This is a genomic window from Streptomyces wuyuanensis (assembly GCF_900103455.1).
GTDB lineage: Bacteria > Actinomycetota > Actinomycetes > Streptomycetales > Streptomycetaceae > Streptomyces > Streptomyces wuyuanensis.
This window is the reverse complement of record NZ_FNHI01000003.1, coordinates 27726-52780: the sequence shown is the minus strand read 5'-3', so window position 1 is coordinate 52780 and position 25055 is coordinate 27726. Positions and strand designations below refer to the sequence as shown.

Below are 25055 nucleotides of genomic sequence, written 5' to 3'. Positions count from 1 at the left end.
GCCCTCAGTGGTGTCAGTGACGCAACCCTGGAGGCTTCCATGACTGCTGAGCCCCTTCTTTCGCTGTCGTCGGTGCTGTCGGAGACGGCCGCCGATCCCTACCGGGTCCCCGGCGCGCGTGACATCGACGGGCTGTACCCCGCGATGGCGGGCGGCGAAGCCGAACTCCTGCCGCCCGCCCCGGCGCAGCGGCTGGCCATCCCGCTCGCGGCACACGACCGCCGGCGCCTGGACCTGCACTCGGCCCTGACCGCCAACGGCGTCGCACCACTGCCGGGCGACCTGGACGCGATCAACATCCTCAGCGCGCTCGACGACCGGACGGTGGAGACCATCCTGCACTGGATCACCGTCCCCGGTCCGAGGCCGGCCCGCGCCAGTTGACCCGGCCCGCGCGACCGACGGGTCCCGAGTGCCGCGCAAGGCGCGGGCCCGGTACCGGAGCACCGCGAACGTGCGCCCGCGACCGCCACGGCGGCCGCGGGCGCAGGTCTGTCCCGGGCGGTCCCTGCCCGGCTCCGGATGGTGCTCGCCGACCCTCGGCGGGGACGGCGGGTGAGCTGTAGTAACTTTCCACGGGAAAGATGGGGGTTCCCCGATGGCGCGTCAGTCCTATCACCACGGTGACCTGCGCAAGGCCTTCCTCGACGCGGCTGTCGAGGTGATCGGCGAGTCCGGCACCGGCGCCATGAGCCTGCGGGAGCTGGCGCGCCGGGCAGGGGTCTCGCACGCCGCGTCACAGCACCACTTCGGCGACAAGGCCGGGCTGCTGACGGCGGTGGCCTGCCAGGGCTACGAACTCCTCGCCGAGGCACTGCGCCAGGCCGGCGACGAACTCCTCGACGTCGGGGTGGCCTATGTGGACTTCGCCGTGACGCACAGGGCGCACTTCGAGGTGATGTTCCAGCCGGGTCTTTACCACGCGGACGCCCCGGAGGTGCGTGCCGCGCGCGAGCGTGCCGGCCTGGCCCTGGCCGGCGGGCTGGCGCGGATGCCGGCCCGACGGGGCCCCGCGTCCCCGCACGCGCCCGTGGCCGCGTGGTCGATCGTGCACGGCTTCGCCACGCTGTGGCTGGCCGGTGCTCTGCCCGAGGGCCTGGGGGACGACCCCGGGGCGGCCGCCCGCCCGGTGATCGAGCTTCTCTTCGACCACGGCGACCGGAACGGCTCCGGCGGCGGGGGCTGAGGGCGGTCCCGAACCCCGTGGGAACGGTTCCGGCCGCCCGTTCAGGGCGCCCCCGGCCGCTCCCCGTCGGTGCGTGCCTCGATCGCCCGCAGGACGGCGACCATGTCGGACGCCCCGTGCCCGAGGGACACCGTTTCGCCGAAGAGGGCGTGGCAGACGTCCAGCAGCGGTGACGCCAGCCCCGAATCCCGCGCCGCCGCCGCGATCAGCCGGTTGTTCTTGAGTACGTCCACGGCCGCGGCCTGGGCCTCGAAGTCACGGCCCATCAGCTTCGGGCCCTTCATCCGCGAGACGCCACTGGCCATCGGTCCCGCGTCGAGCACCGCCAGGAACCGCTCCCGGTCGAGGCCCTGCCGGTCCGCGAAGTGGTAGGCCTCGGTCAGTCCGGTGACCATCGTGATCAGGAACAGGTTCACCGCGAGCTTCATCAGCAGGGCGTTGGGCGCCGGGCCGCACACGAAGGTCTCGTGGCACATCGGCCGCAGCAGCGGGCGAACCGCCTTCACCGCGGACTCCTCCCCGGCCAGCATCGCCACCAGCCGCCCGGACTCCGCCGGCCCCCGCGACCCGGAAACCGGAGCCTCGACGTACCGTCCGCCCGCGGCACGGACATCGGACTCGAGACGCCGTGAGTAATCCGGAGACGTCGTGCCCATGTGGACGATCGTGCGCCGCGCGACGTTCACCGCGAAGTCCGCTGTCCCGCGGCCCAGTACGGAGTCGATCGCCGGTCCGTCCGCCAGCATCATGAGCACCACGCCCGACCGCGCGAAGACCTCGGAGGGCCGTGCCGCCACCCCGGCACCGGCCGCGCGCAACGGCTCGCACCGGGCCGCGCCGCGGTTCCAGACGACGAGGTCCTGCCCGGACCGCACGAGGTTGAGCGCCATGGGCTGCCCCATGATGCCGAGTCCCACAAAGCCCACAACCGTGTCCACGGAGCACCGCCAGTGTCGCCTTGCCGTCTATGACGCTCGTCATAATACTGGGTTCCATGACGAGCGTCATAGTGGATTCCCCCGTCCCTCCCGCCCCTCGTGATCGAGGCCGGCCCGCGCCCGGTGCCCTGCCCGGGACGGAAGGATCGGGGCGGTGGTACGTCGAGAGCGTCCGTCCCGGTGACGGCCCCGCCCTGAGGTCACTCTTCGCCGGGTGCTCGCCCGAGACGGTCCGCCTGCGCTTCTTCGGGCTCCCGCGCGAGCTGCCGCGCGAGTACGCCGACAGCGTTCTGGCCTGCAGGCCAGAGGTGCACGACGCGGTCGTGGTCCACCGCGGCGACCGTCGACGGCTCGCCGGGCTGGCGGGACTCGCCGCCCCGGCGGAAGCCGGACCCGGGGCGGCCGCCGTGCTCGGGGTGCTCGTCGCCGACGAGTGGCAGCGGCAGGGACTGGGCAGGGCCATGGTGGACGAACTCCTCGCCCGCGCCCGTCGACGCGGCGTCGAACGCATCTCGGCGACCGTTCTCCCGGGCCGGTCCCGGCTGCTCGACGCGATGGCGCGCCACCTCGAGCCGGAGAGTTCGTCCCTCGACCGGGACGGGCTCACCCGCGTCTATAGGCTGGGGCGGCCGGGGCGCTGACCACGCGCCCGTGTTCGCCGGTCGGCAGGAGGTCAACGATGGCGGGTTCCGGGCGGGGGCCGCGGGAGCGGATGGTCTTCAGTGCGGCCCAGCTCATCCGGCGCGACGGAGTCACGGCGACGGGAATGCGGGACGTGGCCGCCCACGCCGGGGCGCCGCGCGGTTCGCTCCAGCACTACTTCCCGGGCGGGAAGGAGCAGTTGGTCAACGAGGCCGTCGAATGGGCGGGGCGGTACGCGGCCCGGCGCGTCGACCGCTTCCTCGCCGAGCTGCCCCGCCCCACGCCGGGCGGGCTGTTCGCCGCCATGGTGCGCCAGTGGACCGATGAGTACGAGAACTCCGGCTTCGGCACGGGCTGTCCCGTCGCCGCCGCGACGGTGGACTGCACGGCCTCCACCGAGTCCACGCGCACCGCCGCCGCCGACGCCTTCGCCTGCTGGAACCGTCCGCTGGCCCGGGCCCTCGGCGAGATGGGGGTGCCGGCCGAACGCACCGAGGCCCTCGCCACCCTCATGATCGGCGCTCTGGAGGGCGCGATCCTCATCGCCCGCGCCGAACGCGACGTCCGCGCCCTGACGTCGGTTGCGCGAGAACTCGGCCCGCTGCTCGACGGCTGCGCCACGGAGGCGCCGCCGGGGCGGTGAGCGAGCCGGAGCCGTACCCGACCGGCGCCTGGAGCCGGTCAGTGGCCTCCCCGGTTCTCGACGCAGGGTCCCGTCCCTGGCTGGGGCTCGGCATACGCGCCGTGCACCTCGCTGGTCAGCTCCTCCTCGGTGACGCGCCCGGACACGCAGACGACACCCGTGTGGACGCTGTAGAAGCCGTCCCCGATGTGGACGCCGTGCTCCTCCCCGCAGCCGAGGCTCCTCAACGCGGCCGCGATCCGCTCGTCGCCGAAGTCCCCCTCTTCCCGGACCCTTTCCAGCTCCTTGCGGATGAGCGCGGCGGACGCCTCGCCCTGGGCGCGCTGGTCGGCCGCGAGCGGCGCCTGCATGCGATAGGCGTGGTTGTCGGCGTAGTTGGGAGGAGCGTCCCCGTTCTCCTGGGCCCGACCGCCGTCCACGCCGGGGAGCGGAGACGACGGCTCGGGTACGGGCACCTCGGCTGCCTGTGCGCACTCGGGCCGTGGAGCGAAGGACGGCGAGGGGCCGGACGCCCGTGTCTGCGCCTGCCCGCCCCGCTGAGTTCCGCACGCCGTCAGGGTGAGGGCGATGAGTACGGCTGCTGCCGCCGATCGTCTGATGGACATGGGCGGAGTCTTCCGTCACGGCCCGCCCGTGTCATGAGTGCGGATACTCACCTCCGTTCCCCTGACCGTGTTCGCCTCGCCGCGTGCCCCTCCCGGCGTTCCCCTCGCCGAGACCGAGACCGCGCCCGAGCCCGGGCCCGAGCCCGCAGCGGCCCCCGCGTCCCGGGCGGCGCCCGGGGCCGGGTCAGTACCAGATGGCGATCGGTCGGCCCCGGTCACCGGGCTGCGGAGGGTCCGGCAGGCTACGGGCCCGGCCCCGGGCGATCCGGTCGGCGCTCCATGCCGCGGCGGCCGCGTCGAGCACGTCGTCCGCAGGAACCACTCCCGCGTCGCCGAGGTCGTCGGGCAGCACGATGTCCGCCTTCTCGAGGAGCGAGCGACGGGCCATCTGCCCCGCCCAGCTCTTCTTCCGGTGCACTGGCGGACGTCCGCCCGCCAGTGCCCGGAACGACACCTCCGGATGCACCTCGCGGAGACGCTCTCCGCCTGCCCCTGTCAAACATTCGTTCGCCTCGCGCAGCTTCGCGGCGAGGCCCCAGCTCTGACGGCTCAGCCCCGCTCCGGTCAGCTCCCGGCAAAGGCGGTTCGCCGCCTCGTACTGCTCCTCCTGCCACACCGCGCGCGGCGGTACCCGGAACACACTGCCGCGCAGCCTCCCCAGCAGGGCGGCGGCCTCCGCGTCGGCGCGCCGCCAGCCCGTGTCCAGGAGGCCCAGGGGAATGTCCACGGCCACCACAACGGCGTCACCCGTCCCGTCGCCGTTCCCGCCCAGCAGCGAGCGCAGGCTCGCGGCGAAGCGCGCACCGTCGAACCGCCCGTCGCTCAGCGCCACCGCGACCCACCCGCCCGGGCAGGCGTCGATCCCGAGAACCCTCACCGCGTCACCCATGCCCAACGGTTTCCCCCGGAGGGCGCCCCGCACCCGGAACCCGTCCGGAATGCGGAACGGACGGAATACAACGACTGCCGGCCGGGTTCACGAGGAGCGTCAGTGTCCCGCGGCACGCGAAAGGAACGCTCGTATGAGCACCACAGCATCCCGCCCGGCCGACGCATCCGGCACCTTTGCCCTAGGCGGCGACCTGACCGTCAATCGACTCGGTTTCGGTGCCATGAGGCTCACGGGTCCCGGCATCTGGGGCGAACCGGAAGACCACGACGAGGCCGTGCGCGTGCTGCGCCGCGCGGTCGAGCTGGGCGTCAACTTCATCGACACGGCCGACTCCTACGGCCCCTTCGTCAGCGAGCGCCTGATCCGTGAAGCGCTCCACCCCTACCCGGACGATCTCGTCATCGCGACCAAGGCCGGTCTGGCGCGCTCCGGGCCGGACGGCTGGAGCCCGCTGGGCCGCCCCGAGTACCTCCGTCAGCAGCTCGAACTCAGCCTGCGCCACCTCGGCGTCGAACGCATCGACCTGTACCAGCTGCACCGCATCGACGAGAAGGTGCCGACGGCCGACCAGCTCGGTGAGCTCGCACTGCTGCGGCAGGAGGGCAAGATCCGCCACATCGGCGTGTCCGAGGTGACCGTCGAACAGCTCGAGGAGGCACGCTCGTACGTCGACGTCGTCTCCGTGCAGAACCTGTACAACCTCGCGGACCGCAGTGCCGAGGACGTGCTGCGGTACGCCGAGTCCGAGAACCTCGCATTCATCCCGTGGTTCCCCATCGCCACGGGCGAACTCGCGCGTCCCGGGGGACCGCTCGACACCGCCGCCCGTGAGCACGGGGCCACGCCCGCGCAGCTGGCCCTGGCCTGGCTGCTGCGCCGCTCCCCGGTCATGCTCCCCATCCCCGGCACCTCCAGCGTCGCCCACCTCGACGAGAACGTCCGGGCAGCGGAGATCGAGCTGAACGACGAGGAGTTCGAGGAACTCACCAAGGCCGTGTGAACCCGGCGCAGGCACGCCCCGCCGGATCCGCGCACACCCACTGGCTCACCACCCGGAGGAAGCACCATGAAGATCGGCATCATCGGCGCGGGCAACATCGGGGGAAACCTCACCCGCAGGCTGACCGCCCTGGGGCACGACGTATCCGTCGCCAACTCCCGCGGTCCGCAGACCCTGACCGCGCTCGCCGAGGAGACCGGAGCCACCGCGGTCGACGCGCGCGACGCGGCTCGCGACGCCGAGGTCGTCGTTGTCACCGTGCCCCTCAAGAGGGTCCCGGACCTGCCGTCCGGCCTCTTCGACGGGGCCGCCGACGGCTTCGTCGTGATCGACACCGGCAACTACTACCCCAGGGAGCGCGACGGCCGTATCCCGGAGATCGAGGACGGCGGTCTCACCGAGAGCCGCTGGACCGAGCGCCACGTCGGCCACCCGGTCGTCAAGGCGTTCAACGGCACGTACGCCCAGGACATCCTCGAACGCCCGCGGCCCGCGGGCGACCCCGAGCGCATGGCACTGCCGGTCGCCGGTGACGACGAGAGGGCCAAGGGCGTCGTCCGGGCCCTGATCGACGAACTCGGCTTCGACACGGTCGACGCGGGCGGCATCGACGACTCCTGGCACCAGCAGCCCGGTACTCCCGTGTACGGGCTCCGTGCCGGTGCGGAGGCCGTCGCCAAGGCCCTGGCCGAGGCTTCCCCCGAGCGTCCGGCGGCCTTCCGCGGGTGACGGCCGCATGCGATGCGGGCCGCGGCCCCGACCGCGGCCCGCTGCCGCCGCCGCGCAATCGGGGGTGGGACAAGGCGCCGTCCGGGCCCGCGGCGCGTCGGAGCCGGCGCGCCGCCGGTGCGGTCCCCCTCGCAACCCGCGGACCGTACGGGTGACCAAGCCGCGGCGGCATCCCGTCCGGTCGGCGGACAGTGACCCCCGCGCGTCGTGGCGGACGAGCCTGACGGACCATCACCCATAAGGTGCCGGGATGGTCGATCGCACGGGCGGAACAAGCGGGACGGGCGGCGGAGGATCGGGTGGGGGCAGGCGACCGGGATACCCGGCGGCTGCCGCGGTGTTCGCGATCGGCATGGCCGGAACGACGCTTCCCACCCCGCTGTACGGTCTCTACCAGGAGCAGATCGGCTTCTCCGAGCTGACGGTGACGGTCGTCTTCGCCGTCTACGCGATCGCCGTCATCACGGCTCTGCTGGTGGCCGGCAACTACTCCGACGCCGTCGGACGCCGGCCGGTACTGCTGGCGGCCATGGGCTTCTCGGCGGCGAGCGCCTGCTGCTTCCTGCTCGAGTCCGGCCTGCCGCTGCTGTTCGCGGGACGGCTGCTGTCGGGCTTCGCCGCCGGGCTGCTCAGCGGCGCCGCGACGGCCGCCGTGATCGAACTCGCCCCGCCCGGGAAGAAGGCGCGCGCCGCCTTCGCGGCCACCGCCGCGAACATGGGCGGCCTGGGCTGCGGCCCACTGCTGTCCGGTCTGCTCGCGGAGTACGCTCCCTGGCCGCTGACGCTGGTCTTCCTGGTGCACCTCGGCCTGATCGCGGTGGCCTGCGTGCTCACGTGGCTGCTGCCCGAAACGGTCGAGGACCCGCGGCGATGGCCCCGGCTGAGCCCGCAGGGCATCTCCGTACCGCCCGGGGTGAAGGGCGTCTTCGTACCCGCGTCCGTCGCGGCGTTCGCAGGATTCGCCCTCCTCGGACTGTTCACGGCGGTGGCGCCCAGCTTCGTGGCGATGACGCTGGACGTGCACAATCTCGCGGTCTCGGGCGCCGTCGTGTTCTCCGTGTTCCTGGCCTCGACCATCGGCCAGTCGATGACACCGAAGGTCGGGGCCGTCCGGGCGCTCCCCGTCGGCTGCGGCGTCCTCGTCGTGGGGCTGCTGCTCGTCGCCGCGTCCCTGCTCGCCGCGTCCCTGCCACTGCTGGTCCTGGGCGCCCTCCTCGGCGGCACCGGCCAGGGCCTCGCCTTCCGGGCCGCCCTCACCCTGGTCAGCGGCGCGGCGCCACCGGATCACCGGGGCGGGACCATCTCGGCGTTCTTCGTCGTCGCGTACGCCGGCATCTCCGTGCCCGTGGTCGGCGTCGGTGCCCTGGCCATGGGGCTGGGACTGCGCACGGCGGGCCTCGTCTTCGCCGGCTGCGTCACGGTGGTCGCGGCCTGCGCGGGTGCGTACGCGGCACTCCACCCGCCGGCACGCAGCTGACGCCCCGCTTCGCAGGGGCCGCCGGGCGGGACGGGTGAACGAACCCGGGCGACCCGGCGCCGACACCCGGACGTGGGACATCCCAGGCCGCCCCGTCGCGGGGCGGGCGGCGGTGATCGGCGACGGCGTACGCCTGCTCGCCGGCCCGTCCGCATGCCGGGGGCACATGGCCGCCTGCCGGTGCGACAAGCCGTCCGACTGGGGTTCAAAACAGGCGGAATGGCCTCCAACCACTTGTCGGCCGGGGCCAGTTGGGCGCCGGAACGCCTTCCCTTGCGGCCTCACGGTCTGAGATCTTGCGTCCATTCCGTTCATCACCCGCCCGGTATGCGCCTCGGCGCGGCCGGGCTTTCGGAGGATGCATTGCCTACCCCCCTCATATCCAGCCGGCTGAGACGTCCGCTCGTGGCGGCCGCCGCCGTCGGCGCGGCCCTGCTGTCGGCCGTCCCCGCGAGCGCCGCGCAGGCGGCGCCGGCCGCGCCCGCGGTGGCGAGCGCGCCCACCTCTCCGCAGGCCACCTGGGCCGCCGGGACCCGCGCGTACCTGGTGATCACCGCGCCCGGTGACACCTCCGCCGTGCGCGGTGCGGTGACCGCCAACGGCGGGTCAGTCTTCGCGCACCACGACGCGATCGGTGTGATCGTGGCGCACTCCACGTCGCCGGCGTTCGCGGGCACCATGCGCGGTGTCGCCGGGGTGCAGCAGGTCGGTGCGACCCGCACCTCGGACGTCCCGGCCGACGCGTACAACCCCGCGCTGCCCGCGGCACCGTCCCAGTCGCCGACCACCCTGACCGAGTCCAACCGCTGGGACATGACCCAGATCAAGGCGGACAAGGCGTGGGCGGTCAGCACCGGTTCCGCGTCGGTCAAGGTCGGTGTCCTCGACACCGGCGTCGACGACCTGCACCAGGACATCGCACCCAACTTCAACGCGGCGGACTCGGTCTCCTGCGCCTACGGCCGGCCCGACACCCGCGCGGGTGCCTGGCGCGACATCGGCGACCACGGGACGCACGTCGCGGGCACCATCGCCGCGGCGAAGAACGGCAAGGGCGTCATCGGTGTCGCCCCCGGTGTGCGGATCTCCTCCGTCCGTATCGCCGAACCCACCACCAGCATGTTCTTCGCCGAGAACACCATCTGCGGTTTCATGTGGGCCGGTGACCACGGCTTCAAGGTCACCAACAACAGCTACTACACCGATCCGTGGATGTTCAACTGCCCGGACGACGCCGACCAGGCCGCGATCATCGAGGGCGTGAAGCGGGCCCAGCAGTACGCGGAGGGCAAGGGCTCGCTCCAGGTCGCGGCCGCCGGCAACTCCAACTACGACCTGGCGAACAAGCGGACCGACGCCTCCAGCCCCAACGACTCGACGCCGGTGACCCGCACCATCACCAACGCGTGCATCGACATTCCGACCGAACTCCCGGGTGTCGTCACGGTCGCGGCGATGGGCAACGGCAACGTGAAGGCCTCGTACTCCAACCTCGGCCGGAACGTCATCGACGTCGCCGCCCCGGGCGGTGACGGTGCGTCAGGGGTGTACTCCACACTCCCGGGCGGGAAGTACGGCAACATGAACGGCACGTCGATGGCCTCCCCGCACGTTGCGGGCGTCGCCGCGCTGCTGGCGAGCACCGACCCGGCCGCGACCCCGGCCGACCTGCGCGCCCGTCTCGCCACCCAGGCCAACGACACCGCCTGCCCGTCCGACAGCCGTTGCACGGGCACGACCGCCAACAACGCCTTCTTCGGCGAGGGGCAGGTCGACGCGCTGAAGGCGGTCGGAGGCACACCGCCCCCGGCCCGCCACTTCGAGAACACCACCGACGTGGCCGTCAACGACAACGCCACCGCCGAGTCGCCCATCACCGTGACCGGTGTCGCGGGCAATGCCCCCGCCGCCCTCAAGGTCGGTGTGGACGTCAAGCACACCTACCGCGGTGACCTGGTGCTGTCTCTCGTCGCCCCGGACGGCACGGTGTTCCTGCTGGAGGACTTCGCGGACGGCGACAGCGCCGACAACGTCGTGAAGACCTACACGGTGAACGCCTCCGCCGAGGCGGCCGCCGGCATCTGGAAGCTGCGCGTACGGGACACCGCCGCCCAGGACACGGGCCGCATCGACTCCTGGAACCTCACCTTCTAGGGGCTGGTACGGGCCAGGCACGACACGGGCCCCGGGGAATGCGTCCGCGCCTTCCCCGGGGCCCGTTCGGGTCCGGGCGCCGGGCGGCGCGCGGTTCCTGCGAACGCCGGCAGCCGTGCGGGCGGGAAGGCGTGGCGAACGGCCGGACGGGCTGGGGATGCATAGGTTCTGCATCACCGCCGTCCGAAAGGTGCAAAGTGGTCAGTACGCCCAAGGCCCCGGAAACCACCCGTACGTTCTTCGGACACCCCAGGGGTCTGTCCACGCTCTTCCTCACCGAGATGTGGGAGCGCTTCAGCTACTACGGCATGCGCGCCCTGCTCGCCGTCTACCTCGCGGCGCCGAAGAGCGAGGGCGGCCTCGGCTTCCCGGACAACACGGCCATCGCCATCTTCAGCGTCTACCTGTCGATGGTCTATCTGCTGACGCTGCCGGGCGGTTGGGTGTCCGACCGGTTCCTCGGCCCGAGGAAGGCGGTCACGGTCGCCTGTGTGATCATCATGATCGGGCACTTCCTCCTCGCCGTCCCCACCGAGGGGTTCTTCTTCGCGGGGCTGTTCTTCGTGGCGATCGGGTCGGGCCTGGTCAAGGCGAACATCTCGACCATGGTGGGCCATCTCTACGAGGGCCCGCTGGAATGGCGCCGCGACAGCGCCTTCACCATCTTCTACATGGGCATCAACCTGGGTGCCTTCTTCGCCCCGCTGGTCATCGGCACGATCGGCCAGAAGGTGAGCTACCACCTCGGGTTCGCGGTGGCCGGCATCGGCATGGCCCTGGGTCTGCTGCAGTACCTTCTCGGGCGGCGCCGGCTGAGTCCGCACAGCGACGTCGTGCCCTCGCCGATGGACGCGACAGACCGCAAGGCCATGGTGAAGAAGGGGCTCCTGTGGCTTCTGGTGCCCGTCGCCGTCTACACGGTCGTCGGGCTCTCCGGCCACTACACGCTGAACTGGGTCATCGTCCCGCTCACCGTCCTCGGGCTGGTGTTCCCCGCGTGGACGCTGATGCGCATCAGGAGGGACCCGGACCTCACCCCTGTCGAGCAGCAGCGGATGACGGCCTACGTCTGGCTGTTCGTGGCAGCCGCGATCTTCTGGATGATCTACGACCAGGGCGGCTCGACGCTCAACATCTTCGCCGAGAAGAACACCGACACGGTCGTCGCGGGCATCGACTTCCCGTCCAGCTGGTTCCAGTCGCTGAACCCGCTGTTCATCATGGCCCTGGGTCCGGTCTTCGCCTGGCTCTGGCAGTGGCTCGCCGCCCGGGACAAGGAGCCTTCCACGCCGGTCAAGTTCGCCGTCGGCCTCATCCTGGTCGGGCTGTCCTTCGCCGTCTTCCTGCCCGCCCTCGCGGCCGCCTCCGGCGGTTCGCCGGTCTCCCCGATGTGGCTCGCCGTCATCTATCTCGTGCAGACGGTGGGCGAGCTGTGTCTTTCCCCCGTCGGACTCTCGGTGACCACCAAGCTCGCGCCGGAGAAGTACGGCAGCCAGATGATGGGCGTGTGGTTCCTGGCGGTGACGGCGGGGGACTGTGTCACCTCGCTGGCCTCGCTGGCCGGCGCGAATCTCGACGGGCGTCCGTTCGTCGTCGCCGAGGTGACGGTCGCGGTGGCCGTGGGCGTGCTCATCCTGGTCTGCCGAAAGAGGATCAGCAGCCGGTTCGTCGGACATCACTGACGGCCCGCGCGGCGGTTGCCGGCCGTGGACCGTCAGTCGGGAAAATGCCCGGGGGCCCGGCCGCGCGAAAGCGGCCGGGCCCCCGGGGTGTGTGGTGCCGGGTCAGCGGCGGTGGTGTCCGAAGCGGCCCCAGGACTTGGTGTCGAGGACGCGGCCGCGGTCGTTGCGGAGGGTCGCGGTGTCGCGGTTGTCCCAGACGTAGTTGCGGCGGTCCTGGTAGACGTCGGTACGCGTGTCGCGGCCGATGCCGGTGTGCACACGGACGCTCGAGCGACCGTCGAGGCGCAGGTTGTCGAAGCGGAAGCGGTTGCCGTCCCGGTCGCTGAGCGTGTAACCGCGGAGGTTGACCGCGTGCCGGCCGGTGTTCCTCACCTCGACCCACTCGGCGTTGAGGCTGCGGTTGGAGCGGTCGTCCCGGCCGGGGCTGTCGTACTGGACCTGCCCGATGACGACCGTCGACCGGAAGCCGTGGTGCCGGTCGTGACCGGCTGCCGTCGCCGGCAGCGCGGCCGCCGCGAGGAGGGCGCCGGAGGCGAGTGCCGTGGCGACGACGCGGCGGGTGATGCGAGAAGCAGACATGGAATGCCCCTTCGAGGACGTGCCTGACAAGGCCCAGTTCAGGGCCCTTGTGCGGCGGTTCAGGTTCCCCGGCTTGCTGCCGAGGGCCCTCACTCTGGCCTGGTCGCGGACCCTACGAGACGCAAACCGGACGCTATGACGAAATGCGGACATCTCCGTAACTCTTGCCTGTATGGGGCACTCATTCCGCATCGGCCTCGGCGGCGATTGGTTTCATGTTGCACCGATCCGTTGACTGATCAACAACAAGCGGTTTCCGGCGCCGCGTGCGCCCCTCCTGTGCGCGTGGGGGTGTCGCGCTGGAAAGGGGTGGATTTATGTAACAGCGTCACTGTTTCGCCAGTCGGGCGGGCGGTCCCACGTCGCACTATCGTGCGGTTTTCGGCCGGGCCGGGTGGCCGTGCGTGCGCCACGGCGACGGCGTCTCCTTCTGCGGATCGGCATGCGGCCGGGCGAGCTGAAGGGCTCGGGGGAGTGGCGTCGCGGGCCATGCCGGGTGAGCCGCGTCTCATCCGTGCTCGGTCGCTTGTCTATGCAACGAGTTGCATAGAAGGATCGGGGTCATGGCGCTCGAACACGCGATCCTCGTCTCCCTGCTGGAGAAGCCCGGCTCCGGCTATGAGCTGGCGCGCCGGTTCGAGCGGTCCATCGGGTACTTCTGGACCGCCACCCATCAGCAGATCTACCGCGTACTCAAGCGCATGGAGAGTGACGGCCTGCTGGAGGTCCGCGAAGTGGCCCAGCAGGGGCGGCCGGACAAGAAGGAGTACTCCGTGGCGGGCCCAGGCCGTGCCGCCCTCTCCCGGTGGCTGCACGAGCCGGTCGAGCCGGAGAGCATCCGGCACGAACTCGCCGTGAAGATCCGGGGCGCCGCGTTCGACGACCCGGCGGGTCTCGTCTCCGAGGTCGAACGGCACCGCAAGGCCCACGCCGACCGGCTCGCGCACTACCTCTCGGGAGAGCGGCGGGACTTCACCGGCCCCGAGGCGCCGCTCCCGCTGGACGCCGGCCGGGAGCTCCAGCACGCCGTGCTGCGCGGCGGCATCGCCTACGAGCGGATGACGATCGCCTGGCTGGACGACGTGCTCGCCACCCTGCACCGGCTCGGCACCGCACGTCCGGGCATCTGAACCGATCCGGCCGCGCGGCCACCGCCACCCGTACCCCGCCCCGCACCCGACCGCACCGTCGACGTACCGATCCCGACCCTCGACCTCCGGAAGGCGTACCCATGGCCGACCAGCTCCTGTTCAACCCGCGTACCTACGACCCGGCGCACTTCGATCCCGAGACCCGCAGGCTGCTGCGCGCCACGGTCGACTGGTTCGAGGCCCGCGGCAAGCGCAGGCTGATCGAGGACTACCGCTCCCGCGTCTGGCTGGAGGACTTCCTCGCGTTCGCCGCCAAGGAAGGCCTGTTCGCCACCTTCCTCACTCCCGCCCCCGACGCCGGCCGGCCCGACCAGCGCTGGGACACCGCCCGGATCGCCGCCCTCAACGAGATCTTCGGGTTCTACGGGCTCGACTACTGGTACGCGTGGCAGGTCACCATCCTCGGCCTCGGACCGGTGTGGCAGAGCGACAACGCCGCCGCGCGCGCCCGCGCGGCCGAACTGCTGCTGCAGGGCGAGGTGTTCGCCTTCGGCCTCTCCGAGAAGAGCCACGGCGCCGACATCTACTCCACCGACATGCTGCTGGAGCCGGACGGCGACGGCGGCTTCAAGGCGACCGGGTCCAAGTACTACATCGGCAACGGCAACGCCGCCGGGCTCGTCTCCGTCTTCGGCCGCCGCGCCGACGTCGAGGGCCCGGACGGCTACGTCTTCTTCGCGGCCGACAGCCGCCACCCGGCGTACCGCCTCGTGAAGAACGTCGTCGACTCCTCCAAGTACGTCAGCGAGTTCCGGCTCGACGAGTACCCGGTGGCCCCCGAGGACGTCCTCCACACCGGCCGCGCCGCCTTCGACGCCGCCCTCAACACCGTCAACGTCGGCAAGTTCAACCTCTGCACCGCCTCGATCGGCATCTGCGAGCACGCGATGTACGAGGCCGTCACCCACGCCCACAACCGGATCCTGTACGGCCGCCCCGTCACCGCCTTCCCGCACGTGCGGCGCGAACTGGCCGACGCGTACGTCCGCCTCGTCGGCATGAAGCTGTTCAGCGACCGCGCCGTCGACTACTTCCGTTCCGCGGGCCCCGACGACCGCCGCTACCTGCTCTTCAACCCGATGACCAAGATGAAGGTCACCACGGAGGGCGAGAAGGTCATCGACCTGATGTGGGACGTCATCGCTGCCAAGGGCTTCGAGAAGGACACCTACTTCGCCCAGGCCGCGGTCGAGATCCGGGGACTGCCGAAGCTCGAGGGGACCGTCCACGTCAACCTCGCGCTGATCCTGAAGTTCATGCGCAACCATCTGCTGGACCCGGTCGCCCACCCGGAGGTGCCGACCCGGCTCGATGCCGCGGACGACGGCTTCCTCTTCCGGCAGGGGCCGGCCCGGGGTCTCGGCTCCATCCGCTTCCACGACTGGCGCACCGCCTTCGACGCCTTCGCCGCGGTGCCCAACGTCGCCCGGTTCCGCGAACAGGCGGACGCCCTGTGCGAGTTCGTCGCCACCGCGGCCCCCGGCGAGGAGCAGAGCCGCGACCTGGACCTCCTGCTCGCCGTCGGCCAGCTGTTCGCCCTGGTGGTGCACGGCCAGCTGATCCTCGAGCAGGCCCGGCTCACGGACCTGGACGAGGATGTCCTCGACGAGCTGTTCTCGGTCCTCGTCCGAGACTTCTCCGGCTACGCCGTCGAACTCCACGGCAAGGACTCCGCCACCGAGGCGCAGCAGAGCTGGGCGCTGGGCGCCGTTCGCCGCCCGGTCGTCGACGAAGCCCGTTCGGCACGCGTCTGGGAGCGGGTCGAGGCGCTGTCCGGGGCGTACGAGATGGCTCCGTAGGCCGCGTTGGTCCGGCTTCCGTCCGTACTCACGGACGCCGGACCGGCGGCCCGCCGGATTCCCGTGCGTCCGATGGGGAATCCGGGGGAGAAGAAGACGCCAGAGCCCCTGTCCCACACGTCGGCGGGACAGGGGCTCGCCGTCGTGCGACAGGGGCCGGGCTCGCGGGTGAGGGGGGCCTCAGTCGAGGACGTGGCGCAGATACGCCTGCGGGTCGGTGAGGTAGCGGCGCCAGTGGTCGACGAGCGCGAGCTCGTCCCAGGTGCTGCGGCGCATGCCGTGCTCGCCGACCTCCACGATGTCGGCGCCCGGGAGCGCGGTCAGCAGCGGGGAGTGGGTGGCGCAGATCACCTGGCCGCCCTTCTTCGCCAACTCGTCGATGTGCCCGAGCAGTTCCAGGCACGAGCCGAACGACAGGGCGGCCTCGGGCTCGTCCATGACGTAGAGGCCGGGCTGCAGGAACTTGTGCCGGAAGGCCGCGAGGAACCCTTCTCCGTGACTGACGGAGTCCGGCGCGAACCCCTCCCGTGCGAGTGCGTCGAGCGCCGTCTCGGCGCGCAGGAAGAACCCCTTGCGCGCCGACCAGCTGCCCATCATGCGCCGGCCCCGTGGCGCGGCTTCGAAGCGGATCCGTTCGCCGAGGGGCGACTTGGGGCGGTGGGCGGCGTACCTCCAGTCGTGCGAACCGCCCCAGGAGTCCAGCCCGAAGCCCTCGGCGAGCGCTTCGGCCAGGGTCGACTTGCCGGAACCGTTCTCACCGACCAGGAACGTCACCGGCGCGGCGAAGCGCAGGCCGTCCGCCAGCAGGTCGCGTACGCAGGGCAGGTCCCACGGCCAGGCGTCCTCGTGGTGCGGGTCCACGGCTGCGTACGCGCGTTCGATGATCACGGGCCGAGTCTTTCACGGCGCGCACGCGAGTGCCGATCACGGTCCATAGCTGGCGGAATGACCAATTCATTCCCACCGTGATCGGGAGTGGCTGTTTTCGGTCAGGATTTGAGCGGTCACGCTGAGTGGGGGACCGCCGGTGACGATCTCGCCCGCCTCCTGCCCCGGCCCGGGCGCCCGTGTCCGGCGCGGGTGCGGCATGGAAGGCATTCATGCGGAAGTACCTTGGATTCGGTGAAACTTTTACTGAGAAGACGTCGAAGTGACGCAAGAATCGACCGAAACTGGCTGCGTACTTTTGACTACTGATCGACGGTTCAGTGACTGTCGTTCACATGTCCGTCACATCCCGAGCCGCCGACGGCGGCCCGACGCGCATACGTGACTTCCGGCTGCTGCTCGCGGGAGCGGCCACCGGACAGCTCGGTGCACACGTCACACTGGTGGCCCTGCCGCTCGTGGCCGTCCTCGAACTCGACGCCTCCGCCTTCCAGGTGGGCCTCCTCACCGCCGCCGAGACCGCGGCGTTCCTGCTCATCGGACTGCCGGCCGGTGCCCTCACCGACCGGATGCGCAAGCGCCCCCTGATGATCCGTGCGGACGTGGTCCGCGCCGCGGCGATGGCGAGCATCCCGGCCGCCGCCGTCGCCGGTGTGCTGACGATGGTCCAGCTCTACGCCGTCGCGCTCGTCGTCGGCGTGGCGACCGTGTTCTTCGACGTCGCCCACCAGAGCTACCTCCCGCAGCTCCTGCCCCGCGAGCAGCTGGTCGCGGGCAACGGCGCCCTCGAGACGGTCCGTTCCACGGCCCAGGTGACCGGCCCCGGCATCGGCGGCGGACTCGTCCAACTCGCCGGAGCACACCTCGCCGTCATCGCCGACGCCGTCGGCTACGCGCTCTCCGCACTGTTCCTCCTCGGCATCAGACGGCCCGAGGAACGGCCCGAGCCCACCGCCGGTGGCTCCCTGCGCAAGGAGATCACCGAAGGCGTCCGCTTCGTCGTCCGCCACCCGCTGCTCCGTGTCATCGCCCTCACCACGGGCCTCGCCAACCTCTGCACCGCCGTCCTCATGGCGACGCAGACGGTTCATCTCGTCCGCTCCGTCGGGCTGCAGCCGGGGGCGCTCGGACTGGTCCTGTCGGCATCCGCCGTCGGAGGGCTCCTCGGCGCACTGTGCGCCGCGCGTCTCGCCGCACGGCTGGGCCAGGCCCGGATCATCCGGCTGTCCGCCCTCGCGACGGGACCGTTCGCCGTGCTGTGGCCCCTGTCCGGCCCCGGCATCCCCGGCGCGGTCCTCTTCGCCACCGGATCCGCCGTCGTCTCCTTCGGCGCAGTCGTCTACAACGTCGCCCAGGTCAGCTTCCGCCAGGCGCTGTGCCCGCCCCGGCTGCTCGGCCGGATGAACGCCACCCTGCGCTTCCTCATGTGGGGCACCCTCCCGCTCGGCGCGCTCCTCGGAGGCGCCCTCGCCGAGTCCTACGGGGCGCGCACCGCGCTCGCCTGGTGCGCCGTCGGCTTCCTCGCCGTACCGCTGCCGCTGCTGCTGTCCCCGCTGCGCCGGATGCGGGACCTGCCGGCGCCGGACGGCGTCACCGACGGCACCGCGCACGGGGCACCGGACCCGGGCGTCACCCCGAACCGAGCACCGGACGACAGCGGCTCCGTGCGCGAGGCGCCGCACGACGCCGGCATCCCGAACGGGACACCGCAGGACGGCCGAATCGCGGAAGACGGCGAACACCCCACCGCCGCGACCCTCCGCTGACCCACCGCCACACGGTCCCGGCCGCGGACATCCCGTGCGAGCCGGGTGCGCGGCCCGCGCCCCCGGCCACCACGGCGTGCGTACGCGCCCGACGCCGCGCCGGTACCGGCACCATCGCCCTCCCGCGGAACCGCGGCGACGAAACAGAGAGGATCACGTGCTCAGCATCACGAGCCAGTACCTGGCCCGCTACCGGCACCTCACCGCCGGCGACCGGGCCGACGCCCTGCTGCCCGTCACCGGAGCACAGCGCCGCTTCGTACTGGTGCGTTCGCTGGACCCGACGGGACGCCCCGACGTGGTGCCGATGTTCTTCGCCTTCCCGCCCGGCACCGTCGACGCCGAGCGCCTCCGGGCGGCGGCCTGCCGTCTCGCCGCGCGGCACACCGCCCTGCGCTCGCGACCGGCCGTGGTCCGCGGGACGCCCGTGCTCCGTGCCGGGGAGCCGGACGTCCCCCTGGTCCGGCCCGCCCCCGCCCCGGGCGAGCGGCCCGCCGACACGCTCCGCCGCGCGCTGGCCACCTGGGACCCGAAGGGCCCACCGCTGAGACTGTTCCTCGTGCGCGACGACAGGGGCAGGGCGGACGACCTCCTGGCCGTCGTGCTGGACCACGCCGTGTGCGACGGCCGCTCGCTGGCCCGGATCGTCGAGGAACTCGGCGCCGCCTACGCCGAGTCCAACACGGCGGGCCATCCCTCCCCTGAGGAGTCGGACGCCGAACTCGCCGCCTACCGGGAGGCCGTCCTCCTGCAACTCGCCGCCGAAGAACGCGCGGACACGACCGAGGCGGCGGCGTACTGGGCGGACCGGCTCCGCGCCGTACGCGAACAGGCCCCGCAGGCACGCCCGGAGCGCGTCGCCGACGGCGCTCTCCCGAGCGGCTCCGCCGAGGCCCGGCTGCCGGCCCACGAGGACACCGTGCCCTTCCCCGACCTGCTCGACGCCTGTCGCGCAGCGGCGCGCGCACTGTACGGCCCGGGCAACGTCGTGCCGCTCGGCTACCCCTGGGGCGGCCGGCCGGCAGGTGCGGAACCGGTCGTCGGCTGCTTCCTCAACACCGTCGTCTTTCCTGCCGCCACCGGTCACGGCCCCGCACCGGAGGTGACGGCCGACGCCTGGTGGGACGACCTCGACCGGGCCGACGCGCCCTTCGACGCCGTCGTGAGCGCCGCCCGGTCGGCCGGCTCCGGCTGGACCGGACGCCTCGACGGGCTGCTGACCGTGGACGACGACCGCCGCCGGCCGCCGCTGCGGCTGGGCGGTGTCGAGGGGCGGGAGATCCACGTCGACGGCAGGACCGTCCGGGGGCCCTTCGCGGTCTCCGTGACCCAGGGGGCCGAACTCCGGCTGCGGATGGTCTGGGACCGCGCGGTCCTCGACGACGCCACCGCGCACGAGGCGTTCGCCGCACTCGCCGACGCACTGCGCCCACCGGGGCGGACCGTGGACTGACACCCGCCGCCCCGGAGCGCGCGCGGCGCGGGGACGAACGGCCCGACGCGGCCGGGCCGGTGCACCCTTCGCCGCCCCGCCGCCCCGCCGCCCCGGCGCCCCGGTCCACCGGGCACCGGCACGCCGCGGACCCTCCGCATACCCGCACCGCCGCGCACGACCGCACCGCAACGGCTCCCGGCCGGCGCCACCACGGCACCACCTCCGAGCGGTCCGGCGGAGCCCCGCGGCGCCGGTCCGACGCACCACCCCCAACGCACGACCCGACGCACCACTCAATGGCCGAAGCGCCTCCGCGCGACCCGCGGAGCGCCCGCACGACCACCGCCGGACACGACCGTGACCGGCCAGGACAACCGACCCGACGACCTCAGGGATCGCCCATGCTTCCGCTCTCCTCCTCGCAGGAGATCGTCTGGCTGCACGAGCAGATGCAGCCGGGCAGCCGCGCCTACAACTTCACCGCCGCACTCGACCTGTGGGGCACCCTCGACGCCGAGGCGCTGGGCCGCGGCCTCGCCGCCACGCTGGACCGCCACCCCGGCCTGCGGCTCGAACTCGTCGCCTCCACCGGGTCCGTACCGGGGCAGCGGGTGGCGCGGGAGTGCCGGCCGCGGCTGCGCACCGTCGACCTCAGCGGGGAGGAGGACCCCGAGGCGGCCTTCGCGGAGCTGCTGCGCACCGAGGCCGAGACACCGCTCGACACCTTCGAGGCGCCGCTGATCCGCTGGACGCTCGTCCGCCTCGCCGACCGCCACCACCGGCTGATCCACGTCGAGCACCACCTGATCCACGACGGGCACTCCTTCGCGATCCTCCTCGACGACGTCTTCGGCGTCTACCGCGCCCACGTCCTCGGCGAGCCCCCCGAGCTCCCGCCCGCATCCTCGTACGCGGACCACGTCCGCGCCCGCGCCGAGGCCGCGTTCGCACCCGAGAGCCTCGACTTCTGGCGGACGGAACTGCGGGACCAGCCCCACGACCTGCCGCTGCCCGGACTCGCCCGCCCCGGCGCCCGGCGCCGCCACCACGGCGGGCAGCTGCGCCAGTCGATCGGCGCCGACCTCGCCGGGCGGCTGCGCGAGCACGCCCGCTCGCGCGGCCTCACCCCCTTCGCCACGCTCCTCGGCCTGTTCGCCGAGCTCCTGCGCCGCCACAGCGGGCGCTCCCGGATGGTCGTCGGCACCGCCGTCGGCAACCGCCCGCGCGGCTACGAGGACGCGGTCGGCATGTTCGTCAACACCATCCCGCTGCCACTCGCCCTGGACGCCGCCGCACCCGCGCAGGACACCATGGACGAGGTCACGGACACCCTCATCCGCGCCCTGCCGCACCAGGACGTGCCGGTGCAGGAACTCACCCGGGCTCTCGGCATGCACACCTCCGGCGCCGACAACCCCCTGTTCTCCGTCATGTTCAGCGCCCACGACGCCCCGCTCCCCGAGATCGACGTACCCGGCCTGGACATCACGCTCTTCGAGGGGTTCAACACCGGCACCACCCGGTTCGACCTCGACGTCGTGCTGCTGCCGGACGACCGGCGCGGCGTCACCCCCCGCCACGGCGCGGCCGGGATGACCCTCGTCTGGGACTACGACGCCGACCTCTTCGGCGAGGACGTGGCGCGGCTGCTCGCCGGCCGTTTCCTGGACCTGCTCCGGGCCTACCTCGACGCCCCGGCGACGCCGCTGGCCGATCTGGCGCCCGCGGCCGTGGAGCCGGCCGCCGCAGCCGTCCCCGTACCGGCCGAGCGCGACCTGCTCGACCCCGCGGCCGGCCACGACCCGTCACTGCCCGCCCTGCTGTCCGGCGCCCGGCGCCTCACCTACGGCGAACTCGACGCGCGCGTCGGCTCGCTCGCCGAGCGGCTCCGCGGCGCGGGCGTGACCCCCGGTCAGCCGGTGGCCGTCGTCCTGCCCAGGGGAGCCGACTCCGTCGTCGCCCTGCTGGCCTGCCTGCGGGCGGGAGCCGTCTACTGCCCGCTGTCGCCTTCCGACCCGCCGGCCCGGCTCGCACTGCTGCTGGAGCGGCTCGGCCCGGCGCTGGTGCTCACCGGGGAGGGCGGCCCCGCCGTGCCGGACGGACTTCCCGCCGCCGGGGTCGACGCCCCCGTGCTTCCCCGCGCACGCGAGGCCGACGCACTCCCCGGCACCACGTACGTCATCCACACCTCCGGTTCCACCGGGACCCCGAAGCCCGTCGCCGTCGGGCGCGCGGCTCTCGAGCACCATCTGACGGCGGCCGCCGCGCGGTTCGGCCTCGCCGCCGGCGACCGGGTCCTGATGTTCGCCCAGCCGTCCTTCGACGTGGCGCTGGAGGAGGTGCTGCCGACGCTCCACGCCGGAGCCTGCCTGGTCGTCCCCGACCACGAGGTGCCCACCGGCGCGGAACTCGCCGACCTGCTCGCTTCCGCGCGCGTGACCGTCGCCAACCTGCCCACCAGCTACTTCCTCGCCACCCGCGACGAGATGCGGCCCGCGCTGCGCGACGGCAGCTGGGCGCCGCGGCTGCTCGTCCTCGGCGGCGAGCGTCTTCCCGCGGACGCACTCCGCGACGTCCTCGGCGACACCGACGCGACCGTCCTCAACGTGTACGGCGTCACCGAGGCGGCCATCAGCTCCACCGTCCACGAGATCTCCCGGGACTCCCTCCCAGGCGGCGCCGAGATCCCCCTCGGCACCGAACTCCCGGGCGAACGCGTCCACGTCCTGGACGCCCACCACCGTCCGCTGCCGCCCGGCGCCGTCGGCGAACTCGCCATCGCGGGGCCCGGTCTCGCGCAGGGCTACGCGGGGAACCCGGAGGCCACGGCCGCCCGGTTCGTCACCGTCGACGCGCTCGACGGGGAGCGTGTCTATCTGACCGGCGACCTCGGTTACCGCGGACTCGACGGACTCCTGTACTTCCTGGGCCGGCGGGACAACCAGATCAAGCTCCGCGGCCACCGCATCGAGCTCGAGGAGATCGAGGCGGCGGCGTCCGCCGCGCTCGGCGGCCGGTCCTGCGCCGTCGTCCTGGACCGCGAGACGGCGGGAGGCCCCCGGCTCGTCGGCTTCCTCGAAGACGGCGGCGACCGCGCGGAGTTCGACGAGAAGGCGCTGCACGCCGAGCTGAGCCGCCGGCTGCCCGGCCCGCTCGTCCCGGCGCGCTGGGCGCGGCTCGACGCCATGCCGACCCTGGCAGGCGGCAAGCCCGACCGGACGGCGCTCGCCCGGCGCGCGGCGTCGCTCGAACCGGTGGCACCCGCCGCGCCCGCGCCTGGGCCCGCCGCCTTGCCGGACGATCCGATGACGGCCCTGCTCGCCGAGGGCTGGCGCGAAGTCCTCGGCCACGGCCGGTTCGACGCGCGTTCCCACTTCTTCCGCAGCGGAGGCCACTCGCTGCTCGCCGCCGAACTCGCGGCGTGGCTGGAGCCCCGGCTGGGCACGCGCCCGCCGCTCAGGGTGCTCTTCCGCAACCCCGTCCTCGCCGACCAGGCCGACGCTCTCGCGGCCACCGCCGCCCTCACCACGGAGTCGTGATGACCCAGCCCCTGACCAGCCCCGACATCATCCCCGGCACCGGCACCGGCACCGCGGTTCGGCTCGCCGCCGAGGACGTCCCCGACGGCCTTGCCGCCGGACCGGCGCCGAGCATCGCCCGCGGCCCCGCAGCCGAACCGACCGGCGTGATCGCCCGCTTCGAGGAGTGGGCCCGGCGCACGCCGCAGGCCCCCGCCGTGATCGACGGCGAGCACACCTGGACGTACCGCGACCTCGACAGGGCCGCCGCGCTCGTCACCACCGCCCTGCGCGACCGCGTACGCCCGGGGGACCTGGTCGGCGTCTGCCTCGACCGCTCCGCGGCCCTCGTGGTCACCGCCGTCGCGCTCGCCCGCGTCGGTGCCGTCTATCTGCCCCTCGGCCCCCGCCCGGGGGAGCGTCGCACCGAGGCCGTCGCCGAGGACCTCGACGTCGTCTGCCTCATCGGCGATCCCGGAGTCCTGCCGGCCCGGCACCGTGCCGGGGAGCTGACTCCGCTGCCCCTGCCCACCGAGGGCAGCAACGCCCCGGCCGCCCCCGTGGCCGCCTTCACCGACCCCGACCCGGGCGACGGCGCGCGACGCGCACCCGAGGGAGCCCTGTACGCCGTCCTCACCTCCGGCTCCACGGGCCGCCCCAAAGCGGTCGCGGTGGCCGAGCCCGCGCTGTCCGTCGCCCTCGACTGGTACCGGGCCGAAACCGGCCTCGCCCCCGGTGACCGGCAGTCGCTGCTCATCGGTGTCGCGTTCGACCCGCACCTGCTGGAGCTGTGGGCCGGACTCACCTCCGGCGCCGCCCTCGTCCCGGCACCCGACGACGTCCGGTGGGACTCGCGCGTCCTCACCGACTGGTGGCGGGACGCCGGCGTCACGGTCTCCGTGGCCGCCACCCCGACGGTCGAACCCCTGCTGGACCGGCCCTGGCCCCAGGACCTGAAACTGCGTCACCTCGTGGTCGGCGGTGACCGAATGCGCGGCCGGCCCGGCCGCGACGTCACCGCCACCGTCCACAACGCCTACGGCCCCGCGGAAGCCACCGTGGTCGCCACCACGTACGCGATGCGCGGCAGCGACGCCGAGGCGGGCGACACGGCCCCGCCGCCGATCGGCACCCCCCTCCCGGGCGTCACGGTCGTCGTCACCGGGGACGACGGCCGGCCCGTCGACCGCGGGCAGGACGGCGAACTCCGCATCGGCGGCCACTGCCTGGCCCTCGGCTACCTCGACCCGGAGCTCACCGCACGCCGCTTCGCCGCACCGCCGCAGGACGCCCCGCTGCCGGGTGTCGACCGTCTCTACCGCACCGGCGACCGGGTGCGGATGACCTCCGACGGCAGCCTGGAGTTCCTCGGCCGCCTCGACGACCAGGTCAAGATCAGCGGCGTGCGGATCGAACCGGCCGAGGTGGAGGCCGCGTTCGAGCGCGACCCGGCCGTCCGCAGTGCCGTCGTGACCGTGCTGCGCGACGAGTCGGGCCGCGCACGCCTCGTCGCCCACGTCAGGCCCGCCGCCCTCGGCGGGCCCTCGGCCGGCGACCTGCTCGCGGCGGTCCGCGCCTGGCTCCCCGAGCAGGCCGTCCCCTCCGTCGTGCGTCTCGTCGACGGCTACCCCCTCGACGCCAACGGCAAGGTGGACCGGGCCGCCCTCGCGGCCGAGGCGTCCGCTCCCGGCGGCCCTTCGGCGCCCGCCGCCGACCTCGCCGGCGCCACCCCCGCGGAACGGCTCGTCCTCGCGACCGTGCGGGACCTCCTCGGCCGGCCCGGCACCACGCTCGGCGACAACTTCACCGACGCCGGCGGAACCTCCGTCGTGGCCGCCCGGCTGCTGGCGGCCGTCGAGCGCGAGACGGGCGTCCGGCTGCGAGCGCCCGAACTACTGCGCAGCCCCGACCTGCGCGCCTTCGCCGCCCTCCTCGACGAGCGCCGTGCCCCGCGACCGGCAGGAGCCTGAC

Annotated in this window: 20 protein-coding genes; 15 read left to right on the top strand and 5 right to left on the bottom strand. The window is 73.1% G+C overall.

Going from position 1 to position 25055, the window contains the following annotated elements:
• Positions 1-39: 39 nt before the first annotated feature.
• Together BLT82_RS05730 and BLT82_RS05725 are read left to right on the top strand one after the other, a co-directional pair.
• The gene (locus tag BLT82_RS05730) at positions 40-384 is read left to right on the top strand and encodes a hypothetical protein (RefSeq protein WP_093652736.1); all 345 of its coding nucleotides are present in this window, start codon (positions 40-42) and stop codon (positions 382-384) included.
• Positions 385-598: 214 nt separating this feature from the next.
• Positions 599-1186 (top strand): TetR/AcrR family transcriptional regulator, encoded by a 588-nt coding sequence (locus BLT82_RS05725; RefSeq protein ID WP_093652735.1) that lies wholly within the window; start codon positions 599-601, stop codon positions 1184-1186.
• Positions 1187-1227: 41 nt separating this feature from the next.
• Here the strand turns inward: BLT82_RS05725 and BLT82_RS05720 are convergent, their stop codons facing one another.
• Entirely contained in the window at positions 1228-2124 is an 897-nt protein-coding gene (locus BLT82_RS05720) for an NAD(P)-dependent oxidoreductase (RefSeq protein WP_093652734.1), read from the bottom strand.
• A 56-nt stretch (positions 2125-2180) separates the two neighbouring features.
• Here BLT82_RS05720 and BLT82_RS05715 point away from each other — a divergent pair, with 56 nt between their 5' ends.
• Positions 2181-2765 (top strand): GNAT family N-acetyltransferase, encoded by a 585-nt coding sequence (locus tag BLT82_RS05715; protein WP_167745970.1) that lies wholly within the window; start codon positions 2181-2183, stop codon positions 2763-2765.
• Between the two features lie 38 nt (positions 2766-2803).
• The gene (locus BLT82_RS05710; protein ID WP_093652732.1) at positions 2804-3409 is read left to right on the top strand and encodes a TetR/AcrR family transcriptional regulator; all 606 of its coding nucleotides are present in this window, start codon (positions 2804-2806) and stop codon (positions 3407-3409) included.
• A gap of 38 nt (positions 3410-3447) precedes the next feature.
• Here BLT82_RS05710 and BLT82_RS05705 read toward each other — a convergent pair whose 3' ends face one another.
• Both BLT82_RS05705 and BLT82_RS05700 read right to left on the bottom strand, forming a co-directional pair.
• Positions 3448-4014, bottom strand: coding sequence for a hypothetical protein (locus BLT82_RS05705; RefSeq protein ID WP_244291850.1), 567 nt, complete (start codon positions 4012-4014; stop codon positions 3448-3450).
• Positions 4015-4198: 184 nt separating this feature from the next.
• Entirely contained in the window at positions 4199-4903 is a 705-nt protein-coding gene (locus BLT82_RS05700) for a DUF429 domain-containing protein (protein ID WP_093652731.1), read from the bottom strand.
• A 133-nt stretch (positions 4904-5036) separates the two neighbouring features.
• On the opposite strand from BLT82_RS05700, the gene BLT82_RS05695 reads away from it, so the two are divergent.
• The 5 genes from BLT82_RS05695 to BLT82_RS05675 all read left to right on the top strand — a co-directional run bounded on the left by BLT82_RS05695 (position 5037) and on the right by BLT82_RS05675 (position 11948).
• A complete protein-coding gene (locus tag BLT82_RS05695; RefSeq protein WP_093652730.1) occupies positions 5037-5906 on the top strand; it encodes an aldo/keto reductase in 870 nt (289 codons plus the stop codon).
• A 66-nt stretch (positions 5907-5972) separates the two neighbouring features.
• The gene (locus BLT82_RS05690; RefSeq protein ID WP_093652729.1) at positions 5973-6635 is read left to right on the top strand and encodes an NADPH-dependent F420 reductase; all 663 of its coding nucleotides are present in this window, start codon (positions 5973-5975) and stop codon (positions 6633-6635) included.
• A gap of 250 nt (positions 6636-6885) precedes the next feature.
• A complete protein-coding gene (locus BLT82_RS05685; RefSeq protein ID WP_093652728.1) occupies positions 6886-8112 on the top strand; it encodes an MFS transporter in 1227 nt (408 codons plus the stop codon).
• A gap of 363 nt (positions 8113-8475) precedes the next feature.
• Positions 8476-10266: a S8 family peptidase gene (locus BLT82_RS05680; protein WP_404203044.1), complete on the top strand. Its 1791-nt coding sequence runs from the start codon at positions 8476-8478 to the stop codon at positions 10264-10266.
• A gap of 197 nt (positions 10267-10463) precedes the next feature.
• Positions 10464-11948: a peptide MFS transporter gene (locus BLT82_RS05675; protein ID WP_244291849.1), complete on the top strand. Its 1485-nt coding sequence runs from the start codon at positions 10464-10466 to the stop codon at positions 11946-11948.
• 102 nt (positions 11949-12050) lie between these two features.
• Here the strand turns inward: BLT82_RS05675 and BLT82_RS05670 are convergent, their stop codons facing one another.
• Positions 12051-12527 carry a lamin tail domain-containing protein gene (locus BLT82_RS05670; RefSeq protein ID WP_093652725.1) on the bottom strand — a complete coding sequence of 159 codons (477 nt, stop codon included), beginning with the start codon at positions 12525-12527 and terminating at the stop codon, positions 12051-12053.
• 563 nt (positions 12528-13090) lie between these two features.
• On the opposite strand from BLT82_RS05670, the gene BLT82_RS05665 reads away from it, so the two are divergent.
• Entirely contained in the window at positions 13091-13657 is a 567-nt protein-coding gene (locus tag BLT82_RS05665) for a PadR family transcriptional regulator (RefSeq protein WP_093652724.1), read from the top strand.
• A 101-nt stretch (positions 13658-13758) separates the two neighbouring features.
• Positions 13759-15477, top strand: coding sequence for an acyl-CoA dehydrogenase family protein (locus BLT82_RS05660; protein ID WP_093652723.1), 1719 nt, complete (start codon positions 13759-13761; stop codon positions 15475-15477).
• 180 nt (positions 15478-15657) lie between these two features.
• Here the strand turns inward: BLT82_RS05660 and BLT82_RS05655 are convergent, their stop codons facing one another.
• Positions 15658-16365, bottom strand: coding sequence for an AAA family ATPase (locus BLT82_RS05655; RefSeq protein ID WP_093652722.1), 708 nt, complete (start codon positions 16363-16365; stop codon positions 15658-15660).
• 335 nt (positions 16366-16700) lie between these two features.
• Between BLT82_RS05655 and BLT82_RS05650 the strand changes: the two genes are divergently transcribed.
• From BLT82_RS05650 to BLT82_RS05635, 4 genes are all read left to right on the top strand, one after another.
• Positions 16701-18131, top strand: a complete 1431-nt coding sequence (locus BLT82_RS05650) for an MFS transporter (RefSeq protein WP_244291848.1) — start codon at positions 16701-16703, stop codon at positions 18129-18131.
• 157 nt (positions 18132-18288) lie between these two features.
• The gene (locus BLT82_RS05645; RefSeq protein WP_093652721.1) at positions 18289-19584 is read left to right on the top strand and encodes a condensation domain-containing protein; all 1296 of its coding nucleotides are present in this window, start codon (positions 18289-18291) and stop codon (positions 19582-19584) included.
• Positions 19585-19967: 383 nt separating this feature from the next.
• Positions 19968-23105, top strand: a complete 3138-nt coding sequence (locus BLT82_RS05640; protein WP_093652720.1) for a non-ribosomal peptide synthetase — start codon at positions 19968-19970, stop codon at positions 23103-23105.
• A complete protein-coding gene (locus BLT82_RS05635) occupies positions 23105-25054 on the top strand; it encodes a non-ribosomal peptide synthetase (RefSeq protein ID WP_093652719.1) in 1950 nt (649 codons plus the stop codon). Before BLT82_RS05640 ends, BLT82_RS05635 begins: the two co-directional genes overlap by 1 nt.
• Position 25055 lies beyond the last annotated feature (1 nt).